This window comes from Achromobacter sp. 10T422, from assembly GCF_056394065.1.
Genome location: NZ_JBFTHD010000002.1, coordinates 570,532 through 595,362, shown reverse-complemented (window position 1 = coordinate 595,362; position 24,831 = coordinate 570,532). Strand labels below are relative to the sequence as shown.

Sequence of the window (24,831 nt, the reverse complement as noted above, 5' to 3'; positions counted from 1 at the left end):
GGGGTTCCTTACATGCGGGCCAGCAGGCCGCCGTCGATCGCCAGGACATGCCCGTTGACGAACGACGCGCCCGGCGACGCCAGGTAGACCACAGCGGGGGCAATGTCTTCGGGTGTCGCCCAGCGGCCGACCGGCACCGACGTCGACAGGAACGACTGGAACTGCGGATTATCCTGCAAGCCCTGCGTGAAATCCGTGCGCACGAATCCCGGCGCCAGGGCATTGCACGTGACGCCGCTGGCGCCGTATTCCACGGCCAGCGCGCGCGTGAACGCGGCAATCGCGCCCTTGGCGGTCGCGTAAGCGGCGATGTTCGGCATGGTGGCCTGACCCGCCACGGACGACATCAGCACAATGCGGCCGAAGCCCCGCTTGCCCATGCCGGGCAAGACGGCCCGCGCGCAATGGAACGCGCCGTTCACGTGGACGTTTTGCAGCGCCTGCCATTCGGCGGGCGTCATGTCGACCACCGCTTTGCGATTCTGATTGCCGGCGTTGCTGACCAGCACGTCGATGAACAGGCCGGCCTCTTCCAGCTGGCTCACGGCTGCGGCCACGGCGGCGGCATCGGCCACATCAAAAGGCGATGCATGCGCCGTGATGCCGTCACCCGCGAGCCGCGCGCAAGCAGCATCGCAAGCGTCCTGCGACAGGTCGTTGACCACCACCTGCGCCCCCGCGCGGCCCAACGCCTGCGCAATGGCGTAACCCAATCCCCTGGCCGCGCCCGTCACCAGCGCGACGCGTCCCGCCAGACCAAATGTCTGGTCCAGATAGTCGTGTTTCAAGCTTGTCTCCTTGTCTTATATGCACCGGATCTCTAGGCCCGGCCTGTGTCGTCCCTGCTTTCCAGATGCAAAAACAAAGTTGACATCAATCTCAATATACGCGACTATTTTTAAACACTCAATAACAAGATTCTTGCTTTTTCTTCCATAACGAGTTCTGGCTAGGAGACATTCATGGCCCTCGAAACCCCCGGCTGCCCCGCGGCCAACGCGCTGCCGCCGCTGGCCTCACGCTTTCTGAAAGTGGCTGATCTGCCCTGGAAACCCACGCAGGTGGAAGGCATCGACATGAAGGTGCTGATGCAGGACAAGGAATCCGGCCTGCTCACCGCGCTGTTTCGCTGGCAGCCCGGCACGGAACTGCCTTTGCATGAACACGTTGAAGTCGAACAGACCTACGTCCTGGAAGGCTCCATCGTGGACGCCGAAGGCGAGGTCTGCGCGGGCGACTACGTTTGGCGCCCTCGCGGCAATCAACACGTGGCGCGCGCGCCCAACGGCGCGCTGGTGCTCAGCTTTTTCCTGAAACCCAATCTGTTTATCGACGCTTACGCTGGCCAGACGCTGGAGTAAGTCCGCCTGCCCCGGCAGGATTCAGCTTGAATCCGCAAGACCGCATGACCGCCCGGCACAGGGCGGCGCGCAAAAGAACCAAGACCCCCAAGGAGACACCCCCATGAAGACCCGTTTCAAGAACAGCCTTGCCGCCTGCGTGCTGGGCGCCGTATCCCTGCCCGCCATGGCGCAGGTGTCCGATGATGTCGTGAAGATCGGCGTGCTGGGCGATCAGTCCGGCATGATGGCGGACCTGTCCGGCAAGTTCGGCGTGGAAGCCGTGAAGATGGCCGTCGAGGATTTCGGCGGCACCGTGCTGGGCAAGCCCATTGAAGTGATCTCGGCCGACCACCAGAACAAGGTGGATATCGGGGTGTCCATTGCGCGCCGCTGGTACGAGAACGACAAGGTGGACCTGATTCTGGACGTGCCCAATTCGGCTATCGCGCTGGCCGTGCAGGACCTGACCCGCCAGATGAAGCGCGTCGTCATCTTCACCAGCGCGGGTTCGGCCGACCTGACGGGCAAAGCGTGTTCGCCCAACGGCATGCACTGGACGTACGACACCTACGCCTATGCCACCGGCGTGGCCAACGGCGTGATGGAAGACGGCGGCAAGAGCTGGTACTTCATCACGTCCGATTACGCCTTCGGCCACTCGCTGGAACGCGACGCGATGGCGGTGGTGAAAGCCAAGGGCGGACAAGTGGTGGGCAGCGTGCGCCACCCTATCGCCAGCTCGGACTTCTCGTCGTTCCTGTTGCAGGCGCAAGCTTCCAAGGCGCAGGTGATCGGCCTGGCCAACGGCAGCGGCGACACCATCAACAGCATCAAACAGGCATTTGAATTCGGCATCATGGGCAGCAAGCAGCGCGTGGCCGCCCTCTTCATGAGCATCGTCGATGTGCGCAGCGTGGGGCTGGAATACGCGCAGGGGCTGAATCTGGTCGAACCGTTCTATTGGGACCAGGACGACCGCGCGCGGCAATGGTCCGAACGCTACTTCAAGCGCACGGGGCGCATGCCGTCGATGGTGCAGGCCAGCAACTACAGCGCCGCCATGCACTACCTGAACGCGGTCAAGGCTGCCGGCACGGACGCGTCCGAACCCGTGTTGAAGAAAATGCACGACACGCCCATCAATGATTTCATGACCGAAAACGGCCGTATCCGTGAAGATGGCCGCGTCATGCGCGACCTGTATCTGTTCCAGGTCAAGAAGCCATCGGAGTCCAAGCGCGACTGGGACTACTACAACCTGGTGCGCAAGATTCCCGCCGAACAAGCGTTCCGCCCGCTGAAGGACGGCGGCTGCTCGCTGGTGAAGTCGTGATGGACGGCGCGCTTGCACTGCTGGCCGGCAAGCGCGCCGTTGTCACCGGGGGTGCAAACCCCCGGGGCATCGGCGCGGCGGTGGTGGACCTGTTTTTGGCGCACGGCGCCACGGTGGCGGTGCTGGACTACGCCTACCCCGAGGGCGGCGTGGGCGTGCTCGCCGACGGCCGTGTCGACCTGCACTGCGACGTGTCGCGCGGTGTCTCGTGCGAGGCCGCGATCGAGCAGGCCCGCATGGCGCTGGGCGGCATCGATGTGCTGGTCAATAACGCGGGCATCGTTGCCGCCACGCGCATCTGGGACCTGCACGAAGACGAGTTCCGCCGCATGATCGACGTCAACCTGACCGGCACCTACAACGTCACGCACGCGGCGCTGCCCGCCCTGCTGGAAAGCACGCGGCGCCCGGCCATCGTGAACCTGGGTTCCACCGCGGCGCTGCGCGGCGGCGGGCTGCTGGGCGGTTCGCACTACGCGGCATCCAAGGGCGGCGTCATCAGTTTCACCAAGGCCCTGGCGCGCGAATTGGGGCCGCGAGGCATCCGCGCCAACTGCGTCGCCCCCGGCATTATCGAAACGGACATGACGCTGGGGAAATTCGGCGAAAATTGGGAACAAGAACTCAAACATGGCATTCCACTGCAACGTTTCGGCTCGCCCGCCGAAGTTGCCCAGGCCATCGTTTTCCTGGCCTCGGACCTGTCCTCTTATTCAACCGGCATCGTGGTCGACGTCAACGGCGGCTTCCACATTCACTAGGCACACCCAGAAGCAATGAGCACTCCCGATCGCATGCTGTCCATACTCGACCTCTTTCGCGACGACACCACCGCCGCGTTCCAGGAGGACGTCATGGCGCATCTGGAGTGCTCGCGCGCCACGGCCTACCGCTATCTGAAGTCGCTGACCGAAAGCGGCCTGCTGGCGCCAACCGCCGGCGGCGCCTATGTGCTGGGTTCCCGCATCATCGAACTGGACCGCCACCTGCGCCAGCACGATCCGCTGATGCGCGCCGCGCGCGACGTCATGCGCGCAACCGGCGACGAACTCCATGCCAACCTGATGCTGTGCAGCTATTACGGCGACAAGGTCATGTGCGTGGACCGCTACTGGACCGACCACTCCATCGAATCCAGCTATGCGCGCGGCCGTCCGTTCCCGATGTTTCGCGGCGCCACGGCCAAACCCATCCTGGCCAACCTGCCGCCTTACCAGTTGCGCAACCTGATGCTATGGCACGCGGCCGAAATCCGCGAAGCCGGGCTGGGCGATGACTGGGATGCGTTCCGCGCCAACCTGAAACGGCTGCGCACGGCGGGGGTGTGCGTCTCGCATGGCGAGGTCGACCGCGGCTTGATGGGCATCGGCGCGGCGATTTTCAGCCCCGAACAAAAGGTGGTCGGCAGCTTGGTGTTCATTGCGGCCGAAGCGCACACATCACCGGAACGGCTGGACGTGCTGCAAGCCCGCATCCAGGTCGCCGCCGCCGAGGTCTCGCAAAACTTGCAGGCGCCACAAAGCAACGGCGCGGCGGCGATCGGCATCATGCCGTCGCGGCCGCGCCGCATCAAGGCGCCGGCCGGTTCGACACCGGCGCGGCCCAAAGCATGATCAGGCCTTGTTGTAGCGTTCGACGCTGTTCACGATTTCTTCGTGAGCGGCATCAACGCCCTTCCAGCCCTTGACCTTGACCCACTTGCCCTTTTCCAGGTCCTTGTAGTGCTCGAAGAAGTGCTGGATACGCGCGACGTCTTCGGTCGGCAGATCTTCGTAGGACTTGATGTTGCGGTACGGGGGGTACAGCTTTTCGATCGGCACGGCCAACAGTTTGGCGTCGCCGCCCGACTCGTCGTCCATTTCCAGCACGCCGATGGCGCGGCAGCGCACGACGGCGCCGATCTGGATCGGGAACGGGGTCAGGACCAGCACGTCGGCAGGGTCACCGTCGTCCGACAGGGTTTGCGGGATGTAGCCGTAGTTGCACGGGTAGTGCATGGCGGTCAGCATGAAGCGGTCAACGAAAATCGCGCCCGTGTCCTTGTCGACCTCGTACTTCACCGGGTCGGCGTTCATGGGGATTTCGATGATGACGTTGAAGTCTTCCGGCAGCTTCTTGCCAGGGGAGACGCGATCAAGACTCATGATTCAACCTTGTTGTTTGTCTGAAGAAATGTTCAAAGCGAGCCGTCGTCCTTGAACGGCGGCTTGGTCGCCGGCACCGGCGCCGCGGCAGGCGCGGGCTTCGGGCTGGCGGCAGGCGCCGGCGAGTACGTGGGCACGGGCTCATCGAAAGCCGCCGCCGGGATCGGGGCGCTGTCGAAGTACTCGTCGATATCGGACGTGCCGCCGGCAAGCGGCGCGTCTTCCGGCGCCAACGCGCGAGCATGCTGATCCTTGCTGACGCGCGCATCGGGGTCCAGCACATAGTCGGAAGCCGATGCCGCCACCGAAGGCGGCAGCGCCGGATAATCGCCGCCAACGTCGGCGTCGCCGTCCGTGTCCGACAGACCCACCGCATAGCCGCCTTCGGCGTCCACGCGATAGGGATCGGAACCGGTGTCGGCCGCGGGCAAGGCCGCATCCACCGCCAGCACCGGCAAGGCCATGCTGGCCGCCGTGGCCAGACGCCAGTGGCGCACCGCGTCGGCGGGACGATCCAGGCGGTCATACAGGCTGCCCAACAACGCATGCGTTTGGGCATCGCTGCGGCGGCTGAGACTGCGCAGCAGATAGCGCTCGGCCTGCCCCCACAGTTGGCCGTTCAGGCACAGCATGCCCAGCGCGGTCAGAAGATCGGGATCGGTCGGGCGCTGTTGCAGCCACGTCTCGGCCTTGGCCAGACGGCGCGACACCTGTTCGGCTTCGCAGCGGGCATAGGCCGCCACCAGCGTCGGGTTGAACTTCACGGCAATGGCGGCTTCCAGCACGCGGGCCGCCTCATTGGCTTCGCCGGCCGCATCAAAGGCCGCAGCGCCCGCCAGCGCCACATCGGGCAGCAGGCGCTCTTCGGCCTTCAGGTCTTTCCAGATGGCGCGCCAGGCATCGCTGTTGGCCGAGCTGGCCGCCGCACGCAAGCGTGCCGCGCCCGAGGCGTCGATCAGCAGATCGGCTTCGCTGCGGGCCAGCGCATTGCGGCGGACCAGCCCGCGCGCCAGCGTGAAGACTTGCTCGTGGTGATGCAGCGCGGTGTGGGCGCGCAGCAGCAGGCGCATCGTGTGCAGGTGGCGGGCGCCGCCGTCAGCCAGCGGCGCCAGCACGGCCAGTGCGCGTTCGGCACGGCCTTGGTCCAGCAGCATGTCGGCCGAAACCGTGGCCGTGGCTTCCACCAGACCCGGGTCGGTGCCGGCGTGTTCCTGTGCGGTGGCCAGCAGGCGGTCGCGGCGGTCGAACTCGCCCAAACCATGGGCAGCGCGCGCAGCCGACAGCGCGGCCAGCACACGGCGGGTCTGCACTTTGGTCTGCTCAAGCAGCTTGGTCAGATCTTTTTCGGCGTGGGTGTAGCGGCCTTCCAGCAAGCCGATCCAACCGCGTTCGAGCAATTCGTGGTCGCGCGCTTGCGCACGCTTGCCACGCCAGACGCGGACGCGATCAGGAATGGCCAACAGCCACGCCAGCACGCGCAAGCCCACGTACAGCACGATGAAAGCCGCAACGATCAGCAGTACGGCGAGCGTGAGCGACATTCCGATGCGCCACGGCCAGACCAGCAACAGCACGTTGCCGGAATGCGAGCGCAGCACCACCGCCAGGGCGACGGCGATGACGGCGAGCAGCAGGGTCCAGAACCAGGTACGCATAAGGCTCAGTCCTGCCCGCTAGTCTTGAAACCCGCAGCCCGCAAAGCGGCGACAGCGTTCAGGCTGTCGGACACGTCCGGCATGCGCACGGCGATGTCGGTCTGCGCCAGTTCGCGCGCCAGCGTCTGGGCGGCGACGGTATCGGGGGAACGGTTATCGAAATACTTGGCGAGCGTGACGCCGACGTTGTCGAGCTCGCTCTTCCACACGGCGGGCTGACGCATCAGCATGGCCAGTTGAACGGTCAGCAGGCGTTGGCGCAGCGTGGCGCGCACCTGATCGGCCTGTTCGGGCGACAGCAGCAACGCGGCGGGTTCGTCCACACGCTGGATCGTGATCAAGCCACCCAGTTCCTGCGCCAGCGCCGAACCGGCGCGGCCAGGCCACGAGACCACCTCGGCGCGCCAGCGCTGCCACCAGGGCGCGTCGGCGGGCAAGCCGGCCTGCGGGTCCACGGCGGGCGCGGGGGCCACGGCGGGGCGCGGCTCACCGGCGGCGACCACACCCGGCGCGGCGGCGTCAGGCACCAGCAAGGGCGCCTTGCCCACCATTGCCACCAGGCGTTCGATACGGGCGGATTGCGCGGGGATGTCGACGGTGGAAACGGCGCGCAGACGATCCAGGTCGCCGTTGATGGCTTGCTGCAAGCTGGAGAAGCGCGGGCGGTCGGCGCGCGCCAAACGGGATTGCGCGGTTTCCAGCGCGACGATGGCGTTGGAAACGTTGCCGGCCAGACGCAGTTGCTGGTTGGCGATGGTCAGCAGGCGTTCGACGTCGTTGGCCAGCAGTTCGTCGCTGGCGCTGTCGTTGAAGTTCTGCCACGCCTGTTGCAGCGCGTTGTATTGGCTTTGGGTTTCGCGCACGGTGTCTTCAAGCTCGCCCACGCGGCCGGCCTGCGCTTGCGCCAGGGCCAGCGCTTCACGCGTGTCCTTGCGAGCCTGCGCCACATCGGCGGACAGCGTGTCGATACGCGACGCGACCTCGCGTCCGGCGGACACGAATTGCGTGCGCTGCTTCCACAGGGCATAACCTAAGCCCACGGCTAGCAGGATGACGATTATCAGGGCGGTGACCAATGGGCCATTGCCGCGCTTGGCCGGACGGGCCTTGACGGGATCGGCCGGGGCCGATGCGGGCGCGCTTGCGCCCGGGGCGGCCGTGTTAACGACCGGATCGGTAGCGGGAGTCTTGTCTGTCATGACGCGATTGTATTCGGTGTCAGTCCGATGCAACGAATCAAGCAGCAACAAAAGCCTGGAATATCGACTCGTCGTTGGGCAAGCAGATTTTTACCATTTCTGTCGCGCCACTGTCATGACAGCCTGGCGGCACGCGGCGCGCGAGCGAGGGATGCGTCAGCACGAAGCGGCAGCGCGCCCACCAGGAAGACAGGCCGGCGGCGTCCACACAGGCCCGCACGGCATCGGCGCCTTCGCCGCTGGTGATGAGCCAGGTGGCCGGCACGCCCGCATCTGCCCATTGCCGCAAGGCGGCAAGCGCGGCATCGTCCCAGAGGGCCGGCCGCCGCAAATACGCCGCGTGGCGCGTGACGGCCGCGCCCTGCGCTTCGAGCGTGTCGCCCAGCCAATCCCTGCCCTGCGTGCCTCGCACCAGCAGCACGCGGGCGGGCAATTGCGGCAGGCCGCAAAGCACGTTCCACAAGGCTTCGGAATCGTGGCTGGGCGCATCATCACCAGGATGCAGGACTGTTGTATTCGCGCCAAAAGCGGGCGCCTCGCGCAGCGCCTGTGCGCTGGCGGGGCCGACGGTTGCGGCGATCACGCCCGCCGGCCAAGCGGCTTGGCCATCGGCGTGCGCGAGCTGATCCAGATACTGTTTGGCCGCATTGCCACTGACGAACACCACCATGTCGAAGTCGGCCGGCCGAGGCAAGTCCGCTGCGGCCACTTGCAGCGGATGGATTTCCAGCGCCGGCAGGATGCAGGCGGACCAGCCGGCGTCGGTCAGACGGCCGGCCAGCGCCTCGTTGCGGCCCGCGGGCCGCGTCAGGATGGCGACTCGCGGCGCGGTGGACATCAGTCCGGCCGCGGGTCGGCTTGCAGCAGTTCCTGGAGGATGGCGGCAGCGCCACCGTCCAACAATTCCTGCGCGGCCGCCACACCCAGCGCGTCGGCATCGGCCGCGGGGCCGGTGCGCGTCGTGCGGACGATACGGACTCCGTCGGTTGACGCCACCAGGGCGCGCAACGACAAGGTGTCGCCCGAGAGTTCGGCAAAGGCCGCCAGCGGCACCTGACAGGAACCGCCCAGCGTGCGGGACACGGCGCGTTCAGCTTGCACGCAAGCCGTCGTGGCGCTGCTGATCAACGGCGCGAGCCAGGCCCGCATGTCGTCGCGGTCGTCGCGGATCTCGATGCCCAAAGCGCCCTGCCCGGCTGCCGGCAAACTATCGGCGGGGTCCAGCAGGCTGCGGATACGCGCGCCCAGGCCCAGCCGATCCAGACCGGCCGCGGCAAGCACAATGGCGTCATATTCACCTTTGTCCAGCTTGCCCAGGCGGGTGTCCAGGTTGCCGCGCAGCGGCTTGACCACCAGTTCCGGGTAGCGCGCGCGAATCTGGGATTCACGGCGCAGGCTGGACGTGCCCACGACGGCGCCCGCCGGCAGTTCTGCCAGCGTTGCATAGCGGTTGGACACGAAGGCATCGCGCGGGTCCGCGCGATCAAGAACGGCGCAAAGCTCGAACGGGGCTTGCAGATCCACCGGCACGTCTTTCAACGAATGCACGGCAAGATCGGCACGCCCGTCGAGCAGCGCGTTTTCGAGTTCCTTGACGAACAGTCCTTTGCCGCCAACCTTGGACAAGGTGCGGTCGAGGATCTGGTCGCCTCGGGTCGTCAGGGTAAGGAGCTCAACCGCGCACGCTGGGTACAGCGTGCGCAGCCGGTCGCGCACATGCTCAGCTTGCCAAAGGGCAAGCCGGCTGGCGCGGGTCGCAATGACCAGGCGTTGCGGTAGAGGCACGAGCGGTCATCAAACGAAATTAGAGACGATGACCGTCGCGACTATCCCGAGGATGGCCAGGACGAAAAGGCCCTGAAGGAGGCTCAGGCCCGATTCGGATTGCTGGGGATCGACGGATCTACGCAGACTCATGTGCTGATTCCTTGGAAGCGGTTTTGCGGCTTGCCAGCCACCGTCCAAGGACAACAACGAGCAAGGCGCCAATAATTTCTGCACCGATTTTAACCGTAGTGGGCTGAACACCGAATTGACGTTCGACAACCACATCGGTAATCAGCATGCCACCGGCGATCCAGCCCAACAGCGCAGCGCCCAGCGTAATCACCAGCGGGTACTTGTCGATCAGCTTCAGAACCAGCGTGCTGCCCCAGATGATGATCGGCACACTGACGATCAGGCCAAAGGCGACCAGACCGATCTGATGGTCGGCGTGGGCGTTCTGGGCCGCGCCGGCGATAGCGATCACGTTGTCCAGGCTCATCACGAAGTCAGCAATGATGATGGTTTTGATGGCCGCGGCGATGGAGGTTCCCCCCTTCACGTTGCCATGCGCATCGTCTTCGGGGATCAGGAGCTTGACGCCGATCCAGACCAGCAGCAGGCCGCCAACGACCTTCAGGAACGGAATCGACAGGAGCGTCAGCGCGAAAGCAATCAGCACGACACGCAGAATGATGGCGCCTGCGGTGCCCCACAGGATGCCCTGCATGCGCTGCTTGGGCGCCAGGTTGCGACAAGCCAGCGCGATGACCACAGCGTTGTCGCCGCCGAGCAGGATATCGATGAGGATGATCTGGAATACCGCTGCCCAACTCAGCGTCTGGAAAAACTCAAGCACTTTTAACCCCCGAAGGCATTTATGAAAAGAAAGGCCGGTCCCGAGCCGGCCATCCTGCCGCGCCATGCGCGGCAGGATCATTCGAACAACTAATTATTGTAATTCAGCTTTCATTCAGCTTTCTGGCGCATCAGCAAAACTTTACCAATTGCCAGCACCAGCAGTGCGCCGAGCACGCCCGTCATGAGCTCGAACGTGTGGTGAGTCACACCCAATGCCGCGTCAATACGCGCCACCGGTTCCTGCAAGGCGGGATCTCCCACCAGCAATTCACCTGCAATAAAGCCCAACAACGCAGCTCCGACCCAGACAATGACCGGGAAGCGCTCGATGACCTTCAGAAGCAGCGTGCTGCCGAAGATGACCAAGGGGATGCTGATGGCCAGGCCCAAAACCAGCAAGGTCGTGTCGCCCATCGCCGCAGCGGCAACCGCCACCACGTTGTCCAGGCTCATGACCAGGTCGGCAATCATGATAGTGCGAATTGCGGTCAGCAGATTACCTTGCGTCTTGCCCGCGCCGTCGTCTTCGCCTTCCGGCAACAGCAGCGTCACGCCGATGTAGACCAGGAGCAGCGCGCCGATCAGCTTCAAATACGGCAGCAGCAACAGCTTGGCCGCCACCAAGGTCAGCACGATACGCATGATGATCGCGGCGGCGGAGCCGATCGTGATCGCTTTCTTCTGTTGCGCCGGCGGCAACGAACGCGCTGCCAGCGCAATAACCACGGCGTTGTCGCCTGATAGCAGAATGTTGACCCAAATGATCTGGAGCAACGCTATCCAGAATGCCGCTGAACTAAGTTCCATGCCTCTCTTTCCCAGGTGATGATCCCCCTAGGACAAACCAAATGAATGGATGATGAAAACGAAAATCGTACTGACCGTCTTGGTGCGAGCCCGACGGCATTCTTGCTGGGTACGTGCGAAATTTCTTTCATTATAGTTTCGTTCAGCTTTCCGTATGTTTTGACGACCGCGTTATGGACACGGGATTTCCCTAGGAAAGCCGTAGAAATTTCTGCCTGCCGTGTCACAAGCACGCAAAAAAAAAGCCCGCCGAAGCGGGCTTTTTTGCGCAATGCTGAAAGACTTACAGCACCGACTTGAGCAGCTTGCCCATTTCGGAGGGGTTGCGCGTGGTGCGGATGCCGCAAGCTTCCATGACTTCCAGCTTGGCGTCGGCCGTGTCGGCGCCACCGGAGATCAGGGCGCCAGCGTGGCCCATGCGCTTTCCAGGAGGAGCGGTGACACCAGCGATGAAGCCGACGACCGGCTTCTTCATGTTGTCCTTCGCCCACTCAGCGGCGTTGACTTCGTCCGGACCGCCGATTTCGCCGATCATGATGACGGCGTCGGTGTCGGGATCGTCATTGAACATCTTCAGGACGTCGACGTGCTTCAGGCCGTTGATGGGGTCACCACCGATGCCGACGGCGCTGGATTGACCCAGGCCCAGCTCGGTGACTTGCGCCACGGCTTCGTACGTCAAGGTGCCCGAACGGCTGACGATGCCGATGCGGCCCTTGCGGTGGATGTGACCGGGCATGATGCCGATCTTGATTTCGTCCGGCGTGATCAGACCCGGGCAGTTCGGGCCCAGCAGCAGCGTCTTGCTGCCCTTGGCCTTCATGCGGTTCTTCACTTCCAGCATGTCGCGGACGGGGATGCCTTCGGTGATGCAGATCACCAGATCCAGTTCGGCTTCAACAGCTTCCCAGATCGCAGCAGCGGCGCCAGCCGGCGGCACGTAAATGACGGACACGGTCGCGCCGGTGTCAGCCTTGGCGTCTTTCACCGTAGCGAAAATCGGCACGCCTTCGAAGTCTTCACCCGCCTTCTTGGGGTTCACGCCGGCCACGAAGGCGGCTTTGCCATTGGCATACTCACGGCACATACGGGTGTGGAACTGGCCCGTCTTGCCCGTGATGCCCTGGGTGATGACTTTGGTGTCCTTGTTGATCAGAATCGACATTTGTGAATCCTTGGCAATTTCTTTTACCGCCGAGCCGTCCCAAGGTGGAAAGCGCCCCCTTGGGGGGCAGCAAGCCACAACGGGGCGCGGCGAGGGGGCATATTTACTTGACGGCGGCTACGACGCGGGTGGCCGCTTCGGCCATCGTGTCAGCGCTGATGATCGGCAGACCGGAGTCGGCCAGCATCTTCTTGCCGAGTTCTTCGTTGGTGCCCTTCATGCGCACGACCAGCGGCACGTTCAGGTTGACGGCCTTGCAAGCAGCGATCACGCCTTCGGCGATGACGTCGCAGCGCATGATGCCGCCGAAGATGTTGACCAGAATGGCCTTCACGCTCTTGTTCGCGAGCATGATCTTGAACGCTTCGGTGACCTTCTCGGCCGTAGCGCCGCCGCCGACGTCCAGGAAGTTGGCCGGCTCGCCGCCGAACAGCTTGATGGTGTCCATCGTGGCCATGGCCAGACCGGCGCCGTTCACCAGGCAGCCGATGTTGCCGTCGAGCTGGATGTAGGCCAGGTCGAACTTGCTGGCTTCGATTTCAGCGGGATCTTCTTCGTCCAGGTCGCGGTAGGCGACGATTTCCGGGTGACGGAACAGGGCGTTGGGGTCAAAGTTGAACTTGGCGTCCAGGGCGATGATGTTGCCCTTGCCGTCGCGGTTCAGCGGATTGATTTCAACCAGCGACGCGTCGGTTTCCATGTAGCACTGATACAGCTTCTGGAAAACGTCCACGGATTGGGCGGTGGAGTCGGCGGGCAGGCCGATCGCGTTGGCGATCTTGGTGGCTTGCTCAGCGGACAGGCCGGTCAGCGGGTCGATGTATTCGGTGATGATCTTTTCGGGAGTGGAGTGAGCCACTTCCTCGATGTCCATGCCGCCTTCGCTGGAAGCGATGAAGGCAACCTTTTGCGTGGCGCGGTCAGTGACCAGCGACACGTAGTATTCCTTCTGGATGTCGGCGCCGTCTTCGATGTACAGGCGGCGAACCTTCTGGCCTTCCGGGCCAGTCTGGTGCGTGATCAGCTGCATGCCCAGGATTTCCGAGGCCAGCTTGCGGACGTCGTCCAGCGAGCGCGCCAGCTTGACGCCACCGCCCTTGCCGCGGCCACCCGCGTGGATTTGTGCCTTGACGACCCACACCGGTCCACCCAGCTTTTCAGCGGCAGCCACGGCCTCGTCGACGGAAAGAGCGGGAATCCCGCGCGGCACCGGGATGCCAAATTGCTTCAGCAGTTCCTTGCCTTGATACTCGTGGATTTTCATGTGTTACCTGTCAGGACGTATGAGAAAGAGAAGGTGAATCGGAGGACGAATCGGCCGATGCCTCAGCGCTACCCCCGGTGTACCACTTGGGATAGTGCTCAGCCACCACCGGGCCGTCGGTGCTTAGCGCATGACAGCCATCCAATTGGAATGGACGCCGGTTCGGGTTGGTTTCCTGCCGCCGGCGGTTAGCCATGGTCTGGACCGCCGCGGTGGGAAGCACCTGCGACAGCTCGGTCATGTGCGTACAGCCCTCTACATGCCCGAACCGCTCCTTGACCTGGCGGCGGAATCCCTTAAGCAGATTCATGCCGATCAAATCAGTGTAAGCCGGCTCGATGGCCATGCAATGACGACCGTAAGGGGCCGCATCATAGACAGCCTGCGCCGCCAGGATCGAGTAGTTCTCGTCGATGGTGATGCGCAGATGCATATGGTGAATGGGCTGCCCGGCCTTGAACATCTCGCCGTCGCTCTTGGGGAAATCGTACGCCTTGACGTCGATCAGCTCGGCTTCCAGATCCCAGTTGCCGTCTTCGCGCGCATACGACTGCACGCGTATGGAACGCGTGTGCAGAGGTTGGCGAGGGTAATCCGGCGGTGGCAAGGGCATGCTGGGGGCCTGCGGGGCGAAGATGGCCTGCGCATGGTGCGCGGCAACAAAACCTTCAAAGTATAGCGCAGGCGGCCCGCGATCAACCGTCTTGATGGAGCCGCCTGCAAGGGGACGCAACGTCGGCGCAGGCGATCATGCCGTCCACGGTGTGGCCGGACTGCCCATCCAGGCCTGCCCTGCCGGGATGCTTTCCCCCTTGAGCACCAGCGTCAGCGGCCCCAGCCGCGCCCCGTCCTCGACGTGGGTGTCATACAGGATGGTGCTGCGCGGCCCAACATTGACGCCATTGCCGATCCGAACCTGGCCGATCTTCATGACGCGGTCCTCGAACAGATGGGTCTGCGGGCCAGAGCCTGCGTGCAGCACCGCGTCGTCGCCGATCGACACGCAGTCGTATTCGGTGATGTCGGTGGTGTCCATGAAGACGCGCTTGCCGATCCGCGCGCCCATGCAGCGCAGGGCCAGCGGCAGCCAGGGCGTCGCCCGCAGGAAGTTGAAGAAGTTCGGCACGGCGATCGACTCGTACAAGCTGGTGACGGCTTCGCTTTTCCAGACAAACGGCGTCCACATCGGTTCGGCGCGCGGCTGGTAGCGGCCCACCAGGGCCCACTTCAAGAGCACCAGGAACAGGAAAGTGCCAATGCCGTAGAGCACGCCCGCCAGCATCAGTTCATCGAACGCGCCCAGAAAGCCTTGGGCCACGGCGATCGGGATCACTTTCATCACCGTCAGATAGCCCACTGCAATCACGACCGCCAGCGGCAAGATCATGCGCATGCCTTCCACCGCGCCCCGGGCGATCTTGCGGGCGAAGCTGGGCCGGAACGTCAGATGCGCCGGGAAGCCCGCCGTCTGCTCGCGCGCGGGCAAGGCCAGCGGCGGATTGCCCAGCCACGTCTGCCCGCTGGCCATGCGGGCGTTTGAGGGCGCACGGCTCTGCACGCCGATCAGCACATCGTCGGGCAGCACCGAGCCATCGGGCACATACGCGCCGTTGCCAACGAAGCTACGGTTGCCGATGATGGTGGGCCGCATCGTCATCCAGCCCCGGTCGATTTCTTCGTCGCCCAGCATGACGCCGTCGGCAATGAAGCTGTCGCGGCCAAGCGTCAGCATGTCGGGCACGATGCCCATCGCCGTGGAAATTTCAGTGCCGCGGCCCACCTTCGCGCCCAGCAGCCGATACCAAGTGCCAGCGTAGATGGACGCATACAGGCCGTGCAGCACGCTCAGGCTGGATTCCTGGATCTGGTTGGTYAGCCAGCGGCGCAGGTAGATCTGCCCGTACACCGGCCAGCGCCCGCTCGACAGCCGGGGCAGCAGCGCCCAGCGCAGCATGGCCGAGACCAGCACCGTCAAGAACAACAGCAACGCGCTGGCGGGCAACGCCAACAGCAGATAGCAAAGAAAGGCGTAAGGCCAGGGCGTGCGGGCGCTCATCAGGTCGAGCCAGCGCGCATCGATCCAATCAATCAGCACAAAGCTCGGGAACACCGGCATGAAGAACAAGGCGGCGATCAGCGTCCCGCCCGTGGCGTAGGCCAGCACATCCAGCCGGCGCCAGCGGCTCGCACGCTCGGGCCGCGGCGGCAGATCAGCCGCCCGCGCGACAGGGTCATGCTTGGCCGGCGCGCCGGTCCAGACCTGCCCGGCCGGCACGCGCGCGCCCGATGCCAATGACGACAAGCCTTCCAGCCGCGCGCCCTCGCCCATCGACACATCGCCTTGCAGCACCGCATACGAACCCACATAGGCGTTGTCGGCCAGCGTGATCGGCGCCACGTCCCACACGCCGCCCTTCACCGAGAAATTCTCCAGGTTGACGGCGGCGCCAACGCTGACGCCATCGCCTATCGTCAAGAGGTCGGGCGCGCGAACGGAAACCCGGCTGATGGCGGCATTGCGGCCGATGCGTGCGCCCAGTGCGCGCAAATACCAGACTTGCAATGGCGAACCCGCCAGCAGATGCGCCGGCGGAATATCCAGCACACGGTCTACCAGCCACCACCGGTAAAACAGCCAGCCATACAGCGGATAACGGCCCGGTTTGAGCCGGCCCAGAATGCCCCACTTGCACGCGACAGCGACGCCGAAGCTCAACAGGTTGCAAGCCAGATAGGCGGCGATCGACATCGCCACCGCGCGCCAGACCGAATCGCCCTCGTCGCCCGTCCAGTAGTGATACGTGAAAAACGGCGTCAGCCAGATCAGCATGCGCACGCCGATCAACAGCGGCAACGCGGCCAACTGCGCCAAGCCGCAAGTCCAGCGCCGCCATTCAGGCGCGCGTTCGATGGCGGCATCGGGTGGGCAGGCGCCCCCGCCTTGCGCGTCACCGTGTTGACCGCCTTGCCGGCTGGCTGACTCGTTGACGCGGTCCGGCGTGCTGGCCACAGCCAGCGCATCCAGGCGCGCCGCCAACGCTCCCACACCGGGATGCTGATAAAGCTCGTGCATCGTCAGTGCGGAAAAATGCGGATGCTTGCGCAGCGACGACACCAGCCGCGCGGCCAACAGGGAATGGCCGCCCAGGTCGCGAAAGAAATCGCTGGCCAGCCGCAGCGGCTGTCCGGGGAACAGCGGGCGCAGCGCGTCGAACAATGCCCGCTCGCCCGGCGTGACGGGTTCGTCGTCTTCGCCACTGGGCGCGGACACCGTCTCTAATGGTTGCGCCTTCAGCGTCTTGCGGTCGATCTTGCCCGAGGTCAACCGCGGCACGTCGCTCACGCGTTCAAAGCGGGCGGGAATCATGTAGGCCGGCAGCTCCTGCGCCAGCGCTGCACGCAATGTGTGGAGATCCAGCCGGGCCTCGCCTTCCGGTTTCAGAAAGGCCACCAGTTGCTCGATGCCAGCAAGGTCGCGCAAGACGACTGCCGCCGCGCCCACGCCGGGCTGCCGGTACAGCGCGGCTTCGATCTCGCCCAACTCAACGCGAAAGCCACGCACCTTGACCTGATCGTCGCTGCGGCCCAGGCACTGGATCTGCCCCTGCTCGTCGATGCGGGCAAGGTCGCCACTGCGGTACATGCGCGTGTCGTGCTCGCCGCTGGGCCGGGGGTTGGCCAGAAACTTGTCGGCAGTGAGTTCGGGACGGCCCAGGTAGCCGCCCGCGACGCCAGGGCCGGTAATACAGAGCTCGCCCACCTGCCCTTGCGGCAGCACCGCGCCATCGTCGCCACGGATCAACATGCCGTAATTGGGCAACGGCGTGCCGATCGTGACGGGCTGGCCCGGCAGCAATTCGGCCAAGCTGGCCGACACCGTCGTTTCCGTCGGCCCGTAAGTGTTGAACAAGCGCCGGCCAGGCGTGGCCCAGCGCGGCACCAGAAAGTCCGGGCACACTTCGCCGCCCAGATTCACAATGCGCAGGCAGGGCACGTCGTGCGCGAACAGCGCCAGCAGCGTCGGCACCGCGTGCAGCACCGTGACGCCTTCGCGCACCAGCGCGTCGGGCAGGCCCTCGGGGTCCGTCGTCAACATCTTGGGCGCCACCCACAAACTCGCGCCCACCAGGTAGCTGATCCATATCTCTTCGAACGACATGTCGAAGGCCACCGAGAACCCCTGGTAGACCTTGTCGCCATGGCGCACGCCCAGCACTTCATTTTCGCTACGAAGAAAATGGCAGATGCTGGCCTGGCTGATGGGCACGCCCTTGGGCTTGCCCGTGGAGCCGGACGTGTAGATGACGTAAGCGGGATGCTCGGGCAACAGCCCTTCCCGCTTGCGCAATGGGCCGTCCGCAGGCGCCGACAGCGCCCACGTCGTCCACGTGATCATTCCGTCTAACCGGACTTCCGCGCCCGCAATCAACCCATTCGCGCCCGCGTCTTGCAAACAGACAAGCATGCGGTCAGGCGGCGTGTCAGATTCAAACGGCAGCCAGGCGGCCCCGGCCTTGGCGATGGCCGCTTGCATCACCAACAGGTCGGCGCCGCGCGGCAAACACAGGCCCACGATATCGCCAGGCCGCACGCCGGCTTCGATCAGATGGTGCGCGGCCACGTCGGCGCGTGCGCCAAGCGTGTCGTAGGTGAGGGATTGATCCAGCCAGTGAATGGCGATGGCGGCGGGATGCCGCAGGATCGTGGCTTCCAGAATATCGGGCAGCGTTTCCGCGCGAAGCAGATCTGGCCGATAAGGGCCTTGGAGAATCATAGGAACGGCAACAATCCGGCTGTGAGGATTTTTGCTTATGGACCGGCGCCGCAAGAATTCGTTCAAGACTTCAATAAAAAAAGCCCTCGTGATGGGCATCGCTTGCACACCACGAGGGCTTTTGATGAAGCCCTTTTATGCAGACTGGCGCAACGCGCGAGCCGCTTGCACCATGCCGATCAACGCGGCTTCGGTTTCCGGCCAGGCGCGCGTTTTCAGACCGCAGTCAGGATTCACCCACAGCCGTTCCTTGGGCAGGCGGGCAGCCGCCTTTTGCATCAAGCCCACCATCCAATCCACGTCCGGCACGTTGGGCGAGTGAATGTCGTACACGCCCGGGCCAATGTCGTTCGGGTAATCGAAGTCTTCAAACGCCTTGAGCAGCTCCATGTTGGAACGTGACGTTTCAATCGTGATCACGTCGGCATCCATCGCCGCAATCGATTCGATGATGTCGTTGAATTCCGAATAGCACATGTGGGTGTGAATCTGCGTTTCGTCGCGCACGCCAGCGGTCGACAAGCGGAAGCAGTCCACCGCCCAATCCAGATACGCCTTCCAATCGGCACGGCGCAGCGGCAGGCCTTCGCGGATGGCGGGTTCGTCGATCTGGATGACGTTGATGCCCGCCTTCTCCAAGTCCACGACTTCATCGCGCAACGCCAGCGCCAATTGGCGGCACGTCTGTTCACGCGGCTGATCGTCACGCACGAACGACCACTGCAGAATCGTCACGGGTCCGGTCAACATACCCTTGACCGGTTTGTCAGTGAGCGACTGCGCGTACGACGACCAGCCCACCGTCATCGGCGCGGGGCGCGCCACATCGCCAAAGATGATCGGCGGTTTAACGCAACGCGAGCCATAGCTTTGCACCCAGCCATGCTTGGTGAACGCGAAGCCGGCCAGCAACTCGCCGAAGTATTCCACCATGTCGTTGCGTTCGGGTTCGCCGTGCACCAGCACGTCCAGGCCCACCTTTTCCTGGAAGCGGATGACTTCCTCAATTTCCTTGCGAATGGCGGACTCATAACCGGAATCCGTCAGCGCGCCGACCTTCCAGTCGCGACGCAGCGCACGAATTTCCGCCGTCTGCGGGAAGGAGCCGATGGTGGTGGTCGGGTAAGCGGGCAAGCCCAACTGTTCTTGCTGGCGCGCAATACGGCCGGCAAACGGCGCACGGTCGCGCGACACCGACTCGGCGGCGGCCATGCGGCGGCCCACCACCGGGTTGTGAATACGGCGCGACGCTCGGCGGGCGGCCAAGGCGGCGCGCTGCCTGATCAGGCCATCTTGCAGGGACGGCTCGGTTGCGCTTTCCAGCGCGCGGCCCAGCAGGCTCAGTTCTTCGAGCTTTTGCGCGGCGAACGACAGCCAGCTGATCAGTTCACCATCCAGTTCGGTTTCGTTGGCCAGGTCCACCGGCACGTGCAACAACGAGCACGACGGCGCCAACCACAGGCGATCGCCCAGTTGCTGCTTGACCGGCGCGAGCGTGGCGATGGCGGCGTCCAGGTCGGTACGCCAGATGTTGCGGCCGTTGATGATGCCGGCGGACAACACCTGGCCCGCACGCAGGCCGGCCACGACGTCAGCCAGTTGCTCCGGCGCGCGAACCAGATCCACGTGCAAGCCTGCTACCGGCAGCGCTTGCGCGGTGGCCAGGTTGTCTTTCAAGCCGTCGAAGTAGGTGGCGACCAACAGCTTGACGGGGCTGGCGGCCAGCGTGCCGTAGACCTGCTTGAACGCATCGCGCCAGGCTTCTGGCAGGTCCAGCGCCAGGATCGGTTCGTCGATCTGCACCCATTGCACGCCCTGTTTGGCGAAGCGGGCCAGCACGTCTTGGTACACCGGCAGCAACGCAGCCAGCAATTGCAGCTTGCCTGCGTCGGCAGCGCCGCCGGCAAAGGCGTCGCCCTTGCCCAGGTACAGCCAGGTCAACGGACCCGGGATCACGGGCTTGGCGGCGTGGCCCAGCGCGTGCGCTTCCTGCACCTGCTGAAACAGCGATTCACGGGCGATGCGGAAGGTCTGGCCCGGAACCAGTTCCGGCACGATGTAGTGATAGTTGGTGTCGAACCACTTGGTCATTTCGCAAGCGGCGGCGGGCTTGCCCGTGGGCGCGCGGCCACGGCCCATGCGAAACAGCGTGTCCAGCGAGACCGGCTCGCTGTTCTTCTGGCCGAAGCGGGCCGGCACGGCGCCCAGCAGCGTGGACCATTCCAGAATCTGGTCGTACCAGGCGAAGTCGCCCACGGGCACGAATTTGAGGCCGGCGGCGGCTTGCCGTTTCCAGTGTTTGGCGCGCAGTTCACGGCCGGTTTCTTCCAGCGCTTCAACGGTCTGCTTGCCAGCCCAATACGCTTCCACCGCGCGCTTGAGTTCGCGCTGCGCGCCAATGCGAGGGAACCCAAGATTATGAATAGTCGTCATGACAATGCCACCGTAAGACAAATTTTGTTCAAGTGATGGCTATTGTGCAGGCTAACTTATATGAATCAAAATCAATGTCTACATTTATAAGATGAGGAAATCTCATACAATAATTCCTCATCCAGTCCGCCCCTGAGCCACTCCCCGCCCCATGCTAGAAATTCGCCATCTTGAAACGCTGACCGCCATCCGCGAAGGCGGCAGCCTGCAAGAAGCCGCCGAGCGCCTGCACCTGACCCAATCCGCCCTGTCGCATCAGTTGCGCGACCTGGAAACCCGCCTGGGTACGCCGCTATTGAACCGCCGTACCCGCCCCGCCCGCTTGACCACTGCCGGTTTGCGCGTGCTGGCGCTGGCGGACGAGGTGTTGCCGCGCATTCGCGCCACCGAACGCGAATTGCAGCGTCTGGCCGCGGGGCGCACGGGGCGCCTGCATCTGGCCATTGATTGCCATTCCTGCTTCCAATGGTTGATGCCGGCGCTAGACGCTTTCCGCGTGCAATGGCCGGACGTGGCGCTGGACTTGTCGGCGGCCTTCTCGTTTGCGCCGCTGCCCGCCCTGGTGCGCGGCGACCTCGATCTGGTGATCACGTCAGACCCGCAGCCGCTGGATTCCGTGGAATATCTGCCGCTGTTCAAGTACGAGCTGGTGTTGGCCGTGTCGGAATCGAATCCGCTGGCTGGCAGCAAATTCATCATGCCGGACCAACTGGCCGATCAGACGCTCATTACCTATCCGGTGGACAAGCAGCGCCTGGACGTGTTCACCGCCTTCCTGGACCCGGCGGATGTTGAGCCCGCCGCCATCCGCAAGGCGGAACTCACGCCCATCATCGCGCAGCTGGTTGCCAGCAACCGCGGCGTGGCGGCGCTGCCGAACTGGGCGCTGACGGAATACATGAATCAAGGCTGGTTGCGGCTGTGCCGGCTGGGGCCGCAAGGGGTATGGCGCACGCTGTACGCCACGGTGCGCAGCGAAGACACCGACACGTCGTACATCGATGAATTCCTGACCATCACGCGCGACGTCTGCTTCAAGACGCTATCGGGCATCAAGTCGGCGAAGTGATGCGGGAAGGCTGAAGCAAGCAGGCCAAATACCGCAAGGCGGCCGGATCAGTCTTCGTCGCTGTCGCCCAAGATGCGGCGGATGACGTCGTGCGCAAAGCCGCGGCTGGCCAGAAAGCGGGCTTGCTTGGCGTAGGCGGCGCGGTCGGCCGGTTTGGCATCGAAGCGCTTCTTCCAGACTTCCAGCGCGCGGTCGTACTCCGTGGCGCGAAGCTGGTCGCGCAGTTCGGCGACCTGGTTGTCGTCCACCCCATGCTGGCGCAATTCCTGCACGATGCGGGCCGTGCCTTGGCGCGATGCGCGGCGATGCACCAGGCTTTGCGCAAAGCGCTCGGTGGACAGCCAGCCTTCTTTTTCCAGCGCGTCCAACACCGCTTCGACCTCGTCCGCGTCGTCGGCATAGGCGGCAAGCTTGCGGGCGAGTTCTTCGCGGGCGTGTTCACGCCGCGACAAATACCCCACGGCGCGCATCTTCAGCGACGGCCCCTTACGTTCGGGCTTGCCATCGGCGGCTGCGGCGCCTTCGTTCGCGTCCGATCCTGTTTCTGGTCCAACCTCTACGCCCGCTCTTGCGTCGTTACGCGCCGTGCCACGGCCGCGCGCGGAGCCGCGTGTTGCCGCATTGCGTGTTTCCGAGCTGCGCTGCCATACGTCAGGCGCGGAGGCGGATGCGTCTTCGGCCGCCGCAGCTTCTTTTTCGCGGCGCGCGTCGGAAGTGCGCCGCAAGCCCTGGGGCTTGGCGACGGTTTCAAACTCGTCATCCAACTTGGCGCGAAGACGGTCGGCTGACGCGGGAGTCGATTTCCAGCTCATGCGCTTCCTGCTTTCTATGCAAAACGGCAGGCCCGTAGTGGCGCCTGCCGCATATATCGCCAGGCCGAAGCGCTGGCGGCGTCCGAATTGCGTTATTCGGCGGTGTCTTCGGCCGTGGGCACGAATTCGGCGGCGCGGCTGACGATGCCCTGGTTCTCGCGAACGCGGTTCTCGATCTCGATCGCGATTTCCTTGTGCTCTTTCAGGTATTCGCGAACATTGTCCTTGCCCTGACCAATGCGATTGCCGTTGTAGCTGTACCACGCGCCGGACTTGTCCACCACGCTGGCGGCCACGCCCAAGTCAATGATTTCGCCTTCGCGCGAGATGCCGGCGCCGTACATGATGTCGAATTCAGCCTGCTTGAACGGCGGCGCGACCTTGTTCTTCACAACCTTGACGCGGGTTTCGTTGCCAACGACTTCATCGCCCTTCTTGATGGAGCCAATGCGGCGGATGTCCAGACGCACCGAGGCGTAGAACTTCAGCGCGTTGCCGCCCGTCGTGGTTTCGGGGTTGCCGAACATGACGCCGATCTTCATGCGGATCTGGTTGATGAAGATGACCATGCAGTTGGTGCGCTTGATCGTGGCGGTCAGCTTGCGCAGCGCCTGGCTCATCAGACGGGCTTGCAGGCCGGGCAGCGAGTCGCCCATTTCGCCTTCGATTTCAGCCTTGGGCACCAGCGCGGCGACCGAGTCGATGACGATCAGGTCAACCGAACCCGAACGCACCAGCGCATCGGTGATTTCCAGTGCCTGTTCGCCCGTGTCCGGCTGCGAGATCAGCAGGTCGGTCAGGTTCACGCCCAGCTTGTTGGCGTATTGCACGTCCAGCGCGTGTTCCGCGTCGACGAACGCGCAAGTGCCGCCGATTTTCTGCATTTCAGCAATGACTTGCAGCGTGAGGGTCGTCTTGCCCGACGATTCCGGGCCGTAGATTTCGACCACACGGCCGCGCGGCAGGCCGCCAACGCCCAAAGCGATGTCCAGACCCAGCGAGCCCGTGGAAACCACCTGGATGTCGTGCGAGACCTCGTTGTCGCCGTAGCGCATGATCGAGCCCTTGCCGAACTGCTTTTCGATCTGCGAAAGCGCGGCGGCAAGCGCCTTGGCCTTTTCCGAAGCGGCGGCCTTGGAGGTTTTGTCGTCCATGTAATGTCCTGTCTGTAACGTATCTGGTATCTGGTGGTTGCGGCTGGGGCCTGAACCGCAGCATTGCTGTTTTGAATCAGGTTCAGATTATGGCATCGGATTGTACTGTACAAAAAACCAGTGTGCCAGAGTTTTGCACGTATTCCCTGAGTGGGCAAGCCCGGCCGCCTATGACAGAATCGAAGCCGACCCCGGCGTTTCGTCCCTTTTCCGCCGCCGGGCCGCCCACAAGGCGGATAGCCCCCCATAGAGGGGTGGCCAGCGCGCAAAGCGCCGGCGCCACAGGGACCCCTTCATTTGCAGCCCATGCGTATTCTGATCGCTGAAGACGACAGCATTCTGGCCGACGGTCTATCCCGGTCATTGCGCCACAACGGCTATGCCGTGGACGCCGTGCGCGACGGGCTGGCCGCCGATTCTGCCCTGGCGGCCCAAGCCTTTGACCTGCTCATCCTGGATCTCGGCCTGCCGCAACTGGCCGGGCTGGAAGTGCTGCGCCGCCTGCGCGCCCGCAACTCCGCCCTGCCCGTTCTGATCCTGACCGCTGCCGACAGCATCGAGCAGCGCGTCAAGGGCCTGGACCTGGGCGCCGACGATTACATGGCCAAGCCTTTCGCGCTGTCCGAGCTGGAAGCGCGCGTGCGCGCCCTGACCCGGCGCGGCGCGGGCGGCGGCGCCACGATGATCAAGCACGGCCGGCTGCTGTTCGACCAGACGGGCCGCGTGGCCATCGTTGATGACCAGACGCTGGACCTGTCCGCGCGCGAAGTCAGCCTGCTGGAAATTCTGCTGACTCGCAGCGGCCGCATGGTCAGCAAGACGCAGCTGGTGGACCACTTGTGCGAATGGGGTGAGGAAGTCAGCACCAACGCTATCGAAGTCTATGTGCACCGGCTGCGCAAGAAGCTGGAGCCCAGCGGCGTGAAGATCGTGACCGTGCGCGGCCTGGGCTACTGTCTGGAGCGGGACCAGGGTGCCGCGTACCTCGCCAGCTGAGCCTGCAGGACCTGAGCCGCTCAATCAGGAAGCGTTGGATATCATGCAAGCCGGGTCC

21 protein-coding genes are annotated in these 24,831 nt (G+C 64.2%); 6 read left to right on the top strand and 15 right to left on the bottom strand.

Annotation, left to right across the window (positions count from 1 at the left end; all coding sequences use genetic code 11):
- Positions 1-8: 8 nt before the first annotated feature.
- Positions 9-788, bottom strand: coding sequence for an SDR family NAD(P)-dependent oxidoreductase (locus tag AC1DB0_RS06855; RefSeq protein WP_054423483.1), 780 nt, complete (start codon positions 786-788; stop codon positions 9-11).
- Positions 789-962: 174 nt separating this feature from the next.
- Here AC1DB0_RS06855 and AC1DB0_RS06850 point away from each other — a divergent pair, with 174 nt between their 5' ends.
- The 4 genes from AC1DB0_RS06850 (at position 963) to AC1DB0_RS06835 (ending at position 4,289) form a co-directional block, all read left to right on the top strand.
- The gene (locus AC1DB0_RS06850) at positions 963-1,361 is read left to right on the top strand and encodes a cupin domain-containing protein (protein ID WP_054423485.1); all 399 of its coding nucleotides are present in this window, start codon (positions 963-965) and stop codon (positions 1,359-1,361) included.
- Positions 1,362-1,464: 103 nt separating this feature from the next.
- Positions 1,465-2,676 (top strand): ABC transporter substrate-binding protein, encoded by a 1,212-nt coding sequence (locus AC1DB0_RS06845; protein WP_054423487.1) that lies wholly within the window; start codon positions 1,465-1,467, stop codon positions 2,674-2,676.
- Entirely contained in the window at positions 2,676-3,437 is a 762-nt protein-coding gene (locus tag AC1DB0_RS06840) for an SDR family NAD(P)-dependent oxidoreductase (RefSeq protein WP_447981261.1), read from the top strand. Before AC1DB0_RS06845 ends, AC1DB0_RS06840 begins: the two co-directional genes overlap by 1 nt.
- Positions 3,438-3,452: 15 nt before the next feature.
- Positions 3,453-4,289: an IclR family transcriptional regulator gene (locus tag AC1DB0_RS06835; protein ID WP_054423491.1), complete on the top strand. Its 837-nt coding sequence runs from the start codon at positions 3,453-3,455 to the stop codon at positions 4,287-4,289.
- On the opposite strand, the gene ppa is transcribed toward AC1DB0_RS06835, so the two are convergent.
- From ppa to metE, 12 genes are all read right to left on the bottom strand, one after another.
- Positions 4,290-4,820, bottom strand: a complete 531-nt coding sequence (gene ppa / locus AC1DB0_RS06830; RefSeq protein WP_046802833.1) for an inorganic diphosphatase — start codon at positions 4,818-4,820, stop codon at positions 4,290-4,292.
- 32 nt (positions 4,821-4,852) lie between these two features.
- On the bottom strand, positions 4,853-6,475 hold the full coding sequence (locus AC1DB0_RS06825; RefSeq protein WP_175169722.1) for a heme biosynthesis HemY N-terminal domain-containing protein: 1,623 nt from the start codon (positions 6,473-6,475) through the stop codon (positions 4,853-4,855).
- Between the two features lie 5 nt (positions 6,476-6,480).
- On the bottom strand, positions 6,481-7,674 hold the full coding sequence (locus AC1DB0_RS06820) for a uroporphyrinogen-III C-methyltransferase (RefSeq protein ID WP_054424630.1): 1,194 nt from the start codon (positions 7,672-7,674) through the stop codon (positions 6,481-6,483).
- Between the two features lie 37 nt (positions 7,675-7,711).
- The gene (locus AC1DB0_RS06815; protein WP_346552372.1) at positions 7,712-8,512 is read right to left on the bottom strand and encodes a uroporphyrinogen-III synthase; all 801 of its coding nucleotides are present in this window, start codon (positions 8,510-8,512) and stop codon (positions 7,712-7,714) included.
- Positions 8,512-9,459, bottom strand: coding sequence for a hydroxymethylbilane synthase (gene hemC, locus AC1DB0_RS06810; protein ID WP_054423497.1), 948 nt, complete (start codon positions 9,457-9,459; stop codon positions 8,512-8,514). Before hemC ends, AC1DB0_RS06815 begins: the two co-directional genes overlap by 1 nt.
- Before the next feature lie 118 nt (positions 9,460-9,577).
- Positions 9,578-10,297, bottom strand: coding sequence for a TerC family protein (locus AC1DB0_RS06805; protein WP_054424631.1), 720 nt, complete (start codon positions 10,295-10,297; stop codon positions 9,578-9,580).
- Between the two features lie 110 nt (positions 10,298-10,407).
- Positions 10,408-11,106 (bottom strand): TerC family protein, encoded by a 699-nt coding sequence (locus AC1DB0_RS06800; protein ID WP_175169720.1) that lies wholly within the window; start codon positions 11,104-11,106, stop codon positions 10,408-10,410.
- Positions 11,107-11,389: 283 nt separating this feature from the next.
- Complete coding sequence (gene sucD, locus AC1DB0_RS06795; protein WP_054423501.1) at positions 11,390-12,271, bottom strand: succinate--CoA ligase subunit alpha; 882 nt, start codon at positions 12,269-12,271, stop codon at positions 11,390-11,392.
- Between the two features lie 103 nt (positions 12,272-12,374).
- A complete protein-coding gene (sucC, locus tag AC1DB0_RS06790) occupies positions 12,375-13,535 on the bottom strand; it encodes an ADP-forming succinate--CoA ligase subunit beta (RefSeq protein WP_476757625.1) in 1,161 nt (386 codons plus the stop codon).
- Positions 13,536-13,545: 10 nt separating this feature from the next.
- Positions 13,546-14,148 carry a DUF2889 domain-containing protein gene (locus AC1DB0_RS06785; protein ID WP_175169766.1) on the bottom strand — a complete coding sequence of 201 codons (603 nt, stop codon included), beginning with the start codon at positions 14,146-14,148 and terminating at the stop codon, positions 13,546-13,548.
- A gap of 135 nt (positions 14,149-14,283) precedes the next feature.
- Entirely contained in the window at positions 14,284-18,309 is a 4,026-nt protein-coding gene (locus AC1DB0_RS06780) for a Pls/PosA family non-ribosomal peptide synthetase (RefSeq protein WP_476757626.1), read from the bottom strand.
- A gap of 135 nt (positions 18,310-18,444) precedes the next feature.
- Entirely contained in the window at positions 18,445-20,742 is a 2,298-nt protein-coding gene (metE, locus tag AC1DB0_RS06775; RefSeq protein ID WP_476757627.1) for a 5-methyltetrahydropteroyltriglutamate--homocysteine S-methyltransferase, read from the bottom strand.
- Between the two features lie 151 nt (positions 20,743-20,893).
- On the opposite strand from metE, the gene AC1DB0_RS06770 reads away from it, so the two are divergent.
- The gene (locus AC1DB0_RS06770; RefSeq protein WP_054423509.1) at positions 20,894-21,811 is read left to right on the top strand and encodes a LysR family transcriptional regulator; all 918 of its coding nucleotides are present in this window, start codon (positions 20,894-20,896) and stop codon (positions 21,809-21,811) included.
- A gap of 47 nt (positions 21,812-21,858) precedes the next feature.
- Here the strand turns inward: AC1DB0_RS06770 and recX are convergent, their stop codons facing one another.
- A complete protein-coding gene (gene recX / locus AC1DB0_RS06765) occupies positions 21,859-22,623 on the bottom strand; it encodes a recombination regulator RecX (protein ID WP_476757628.1) in 765 nt (254 codons plus the stop codon).
- 92 nt (positions 22,624-22,715) lie between these two features.
- On the bottom strand, positions 22,716-23,777 hold the full coding sequence (gene recA / locus AC1DB0_RS06760) for a recombinase RecA (RefSeq protein WP_054423513.1): 1,062 nt from the start codon (positions 23,775-23,777) through the stop codon (positions 22,716-22,718).
- A gap of 306 nt (positions 23,778-24,083) precedes the next feature.
- On the opposite strand from recA, the gene AC1DB0_RS06755 reads away from it, so the two are divergent.
- Positions 24,084-24,773 (top strand): response regulator transcription factor, encoded by a 690-nt coding sequence (locus AC1DB0_RS06755; RefSeq protein WP_006225021.1) that lies wholly within the window; start codon positions 24,084-24,086, stop codon positions 24,771-24,773.
- Positions 24,774-24,831: the final 58 nt, after the last annotated feature.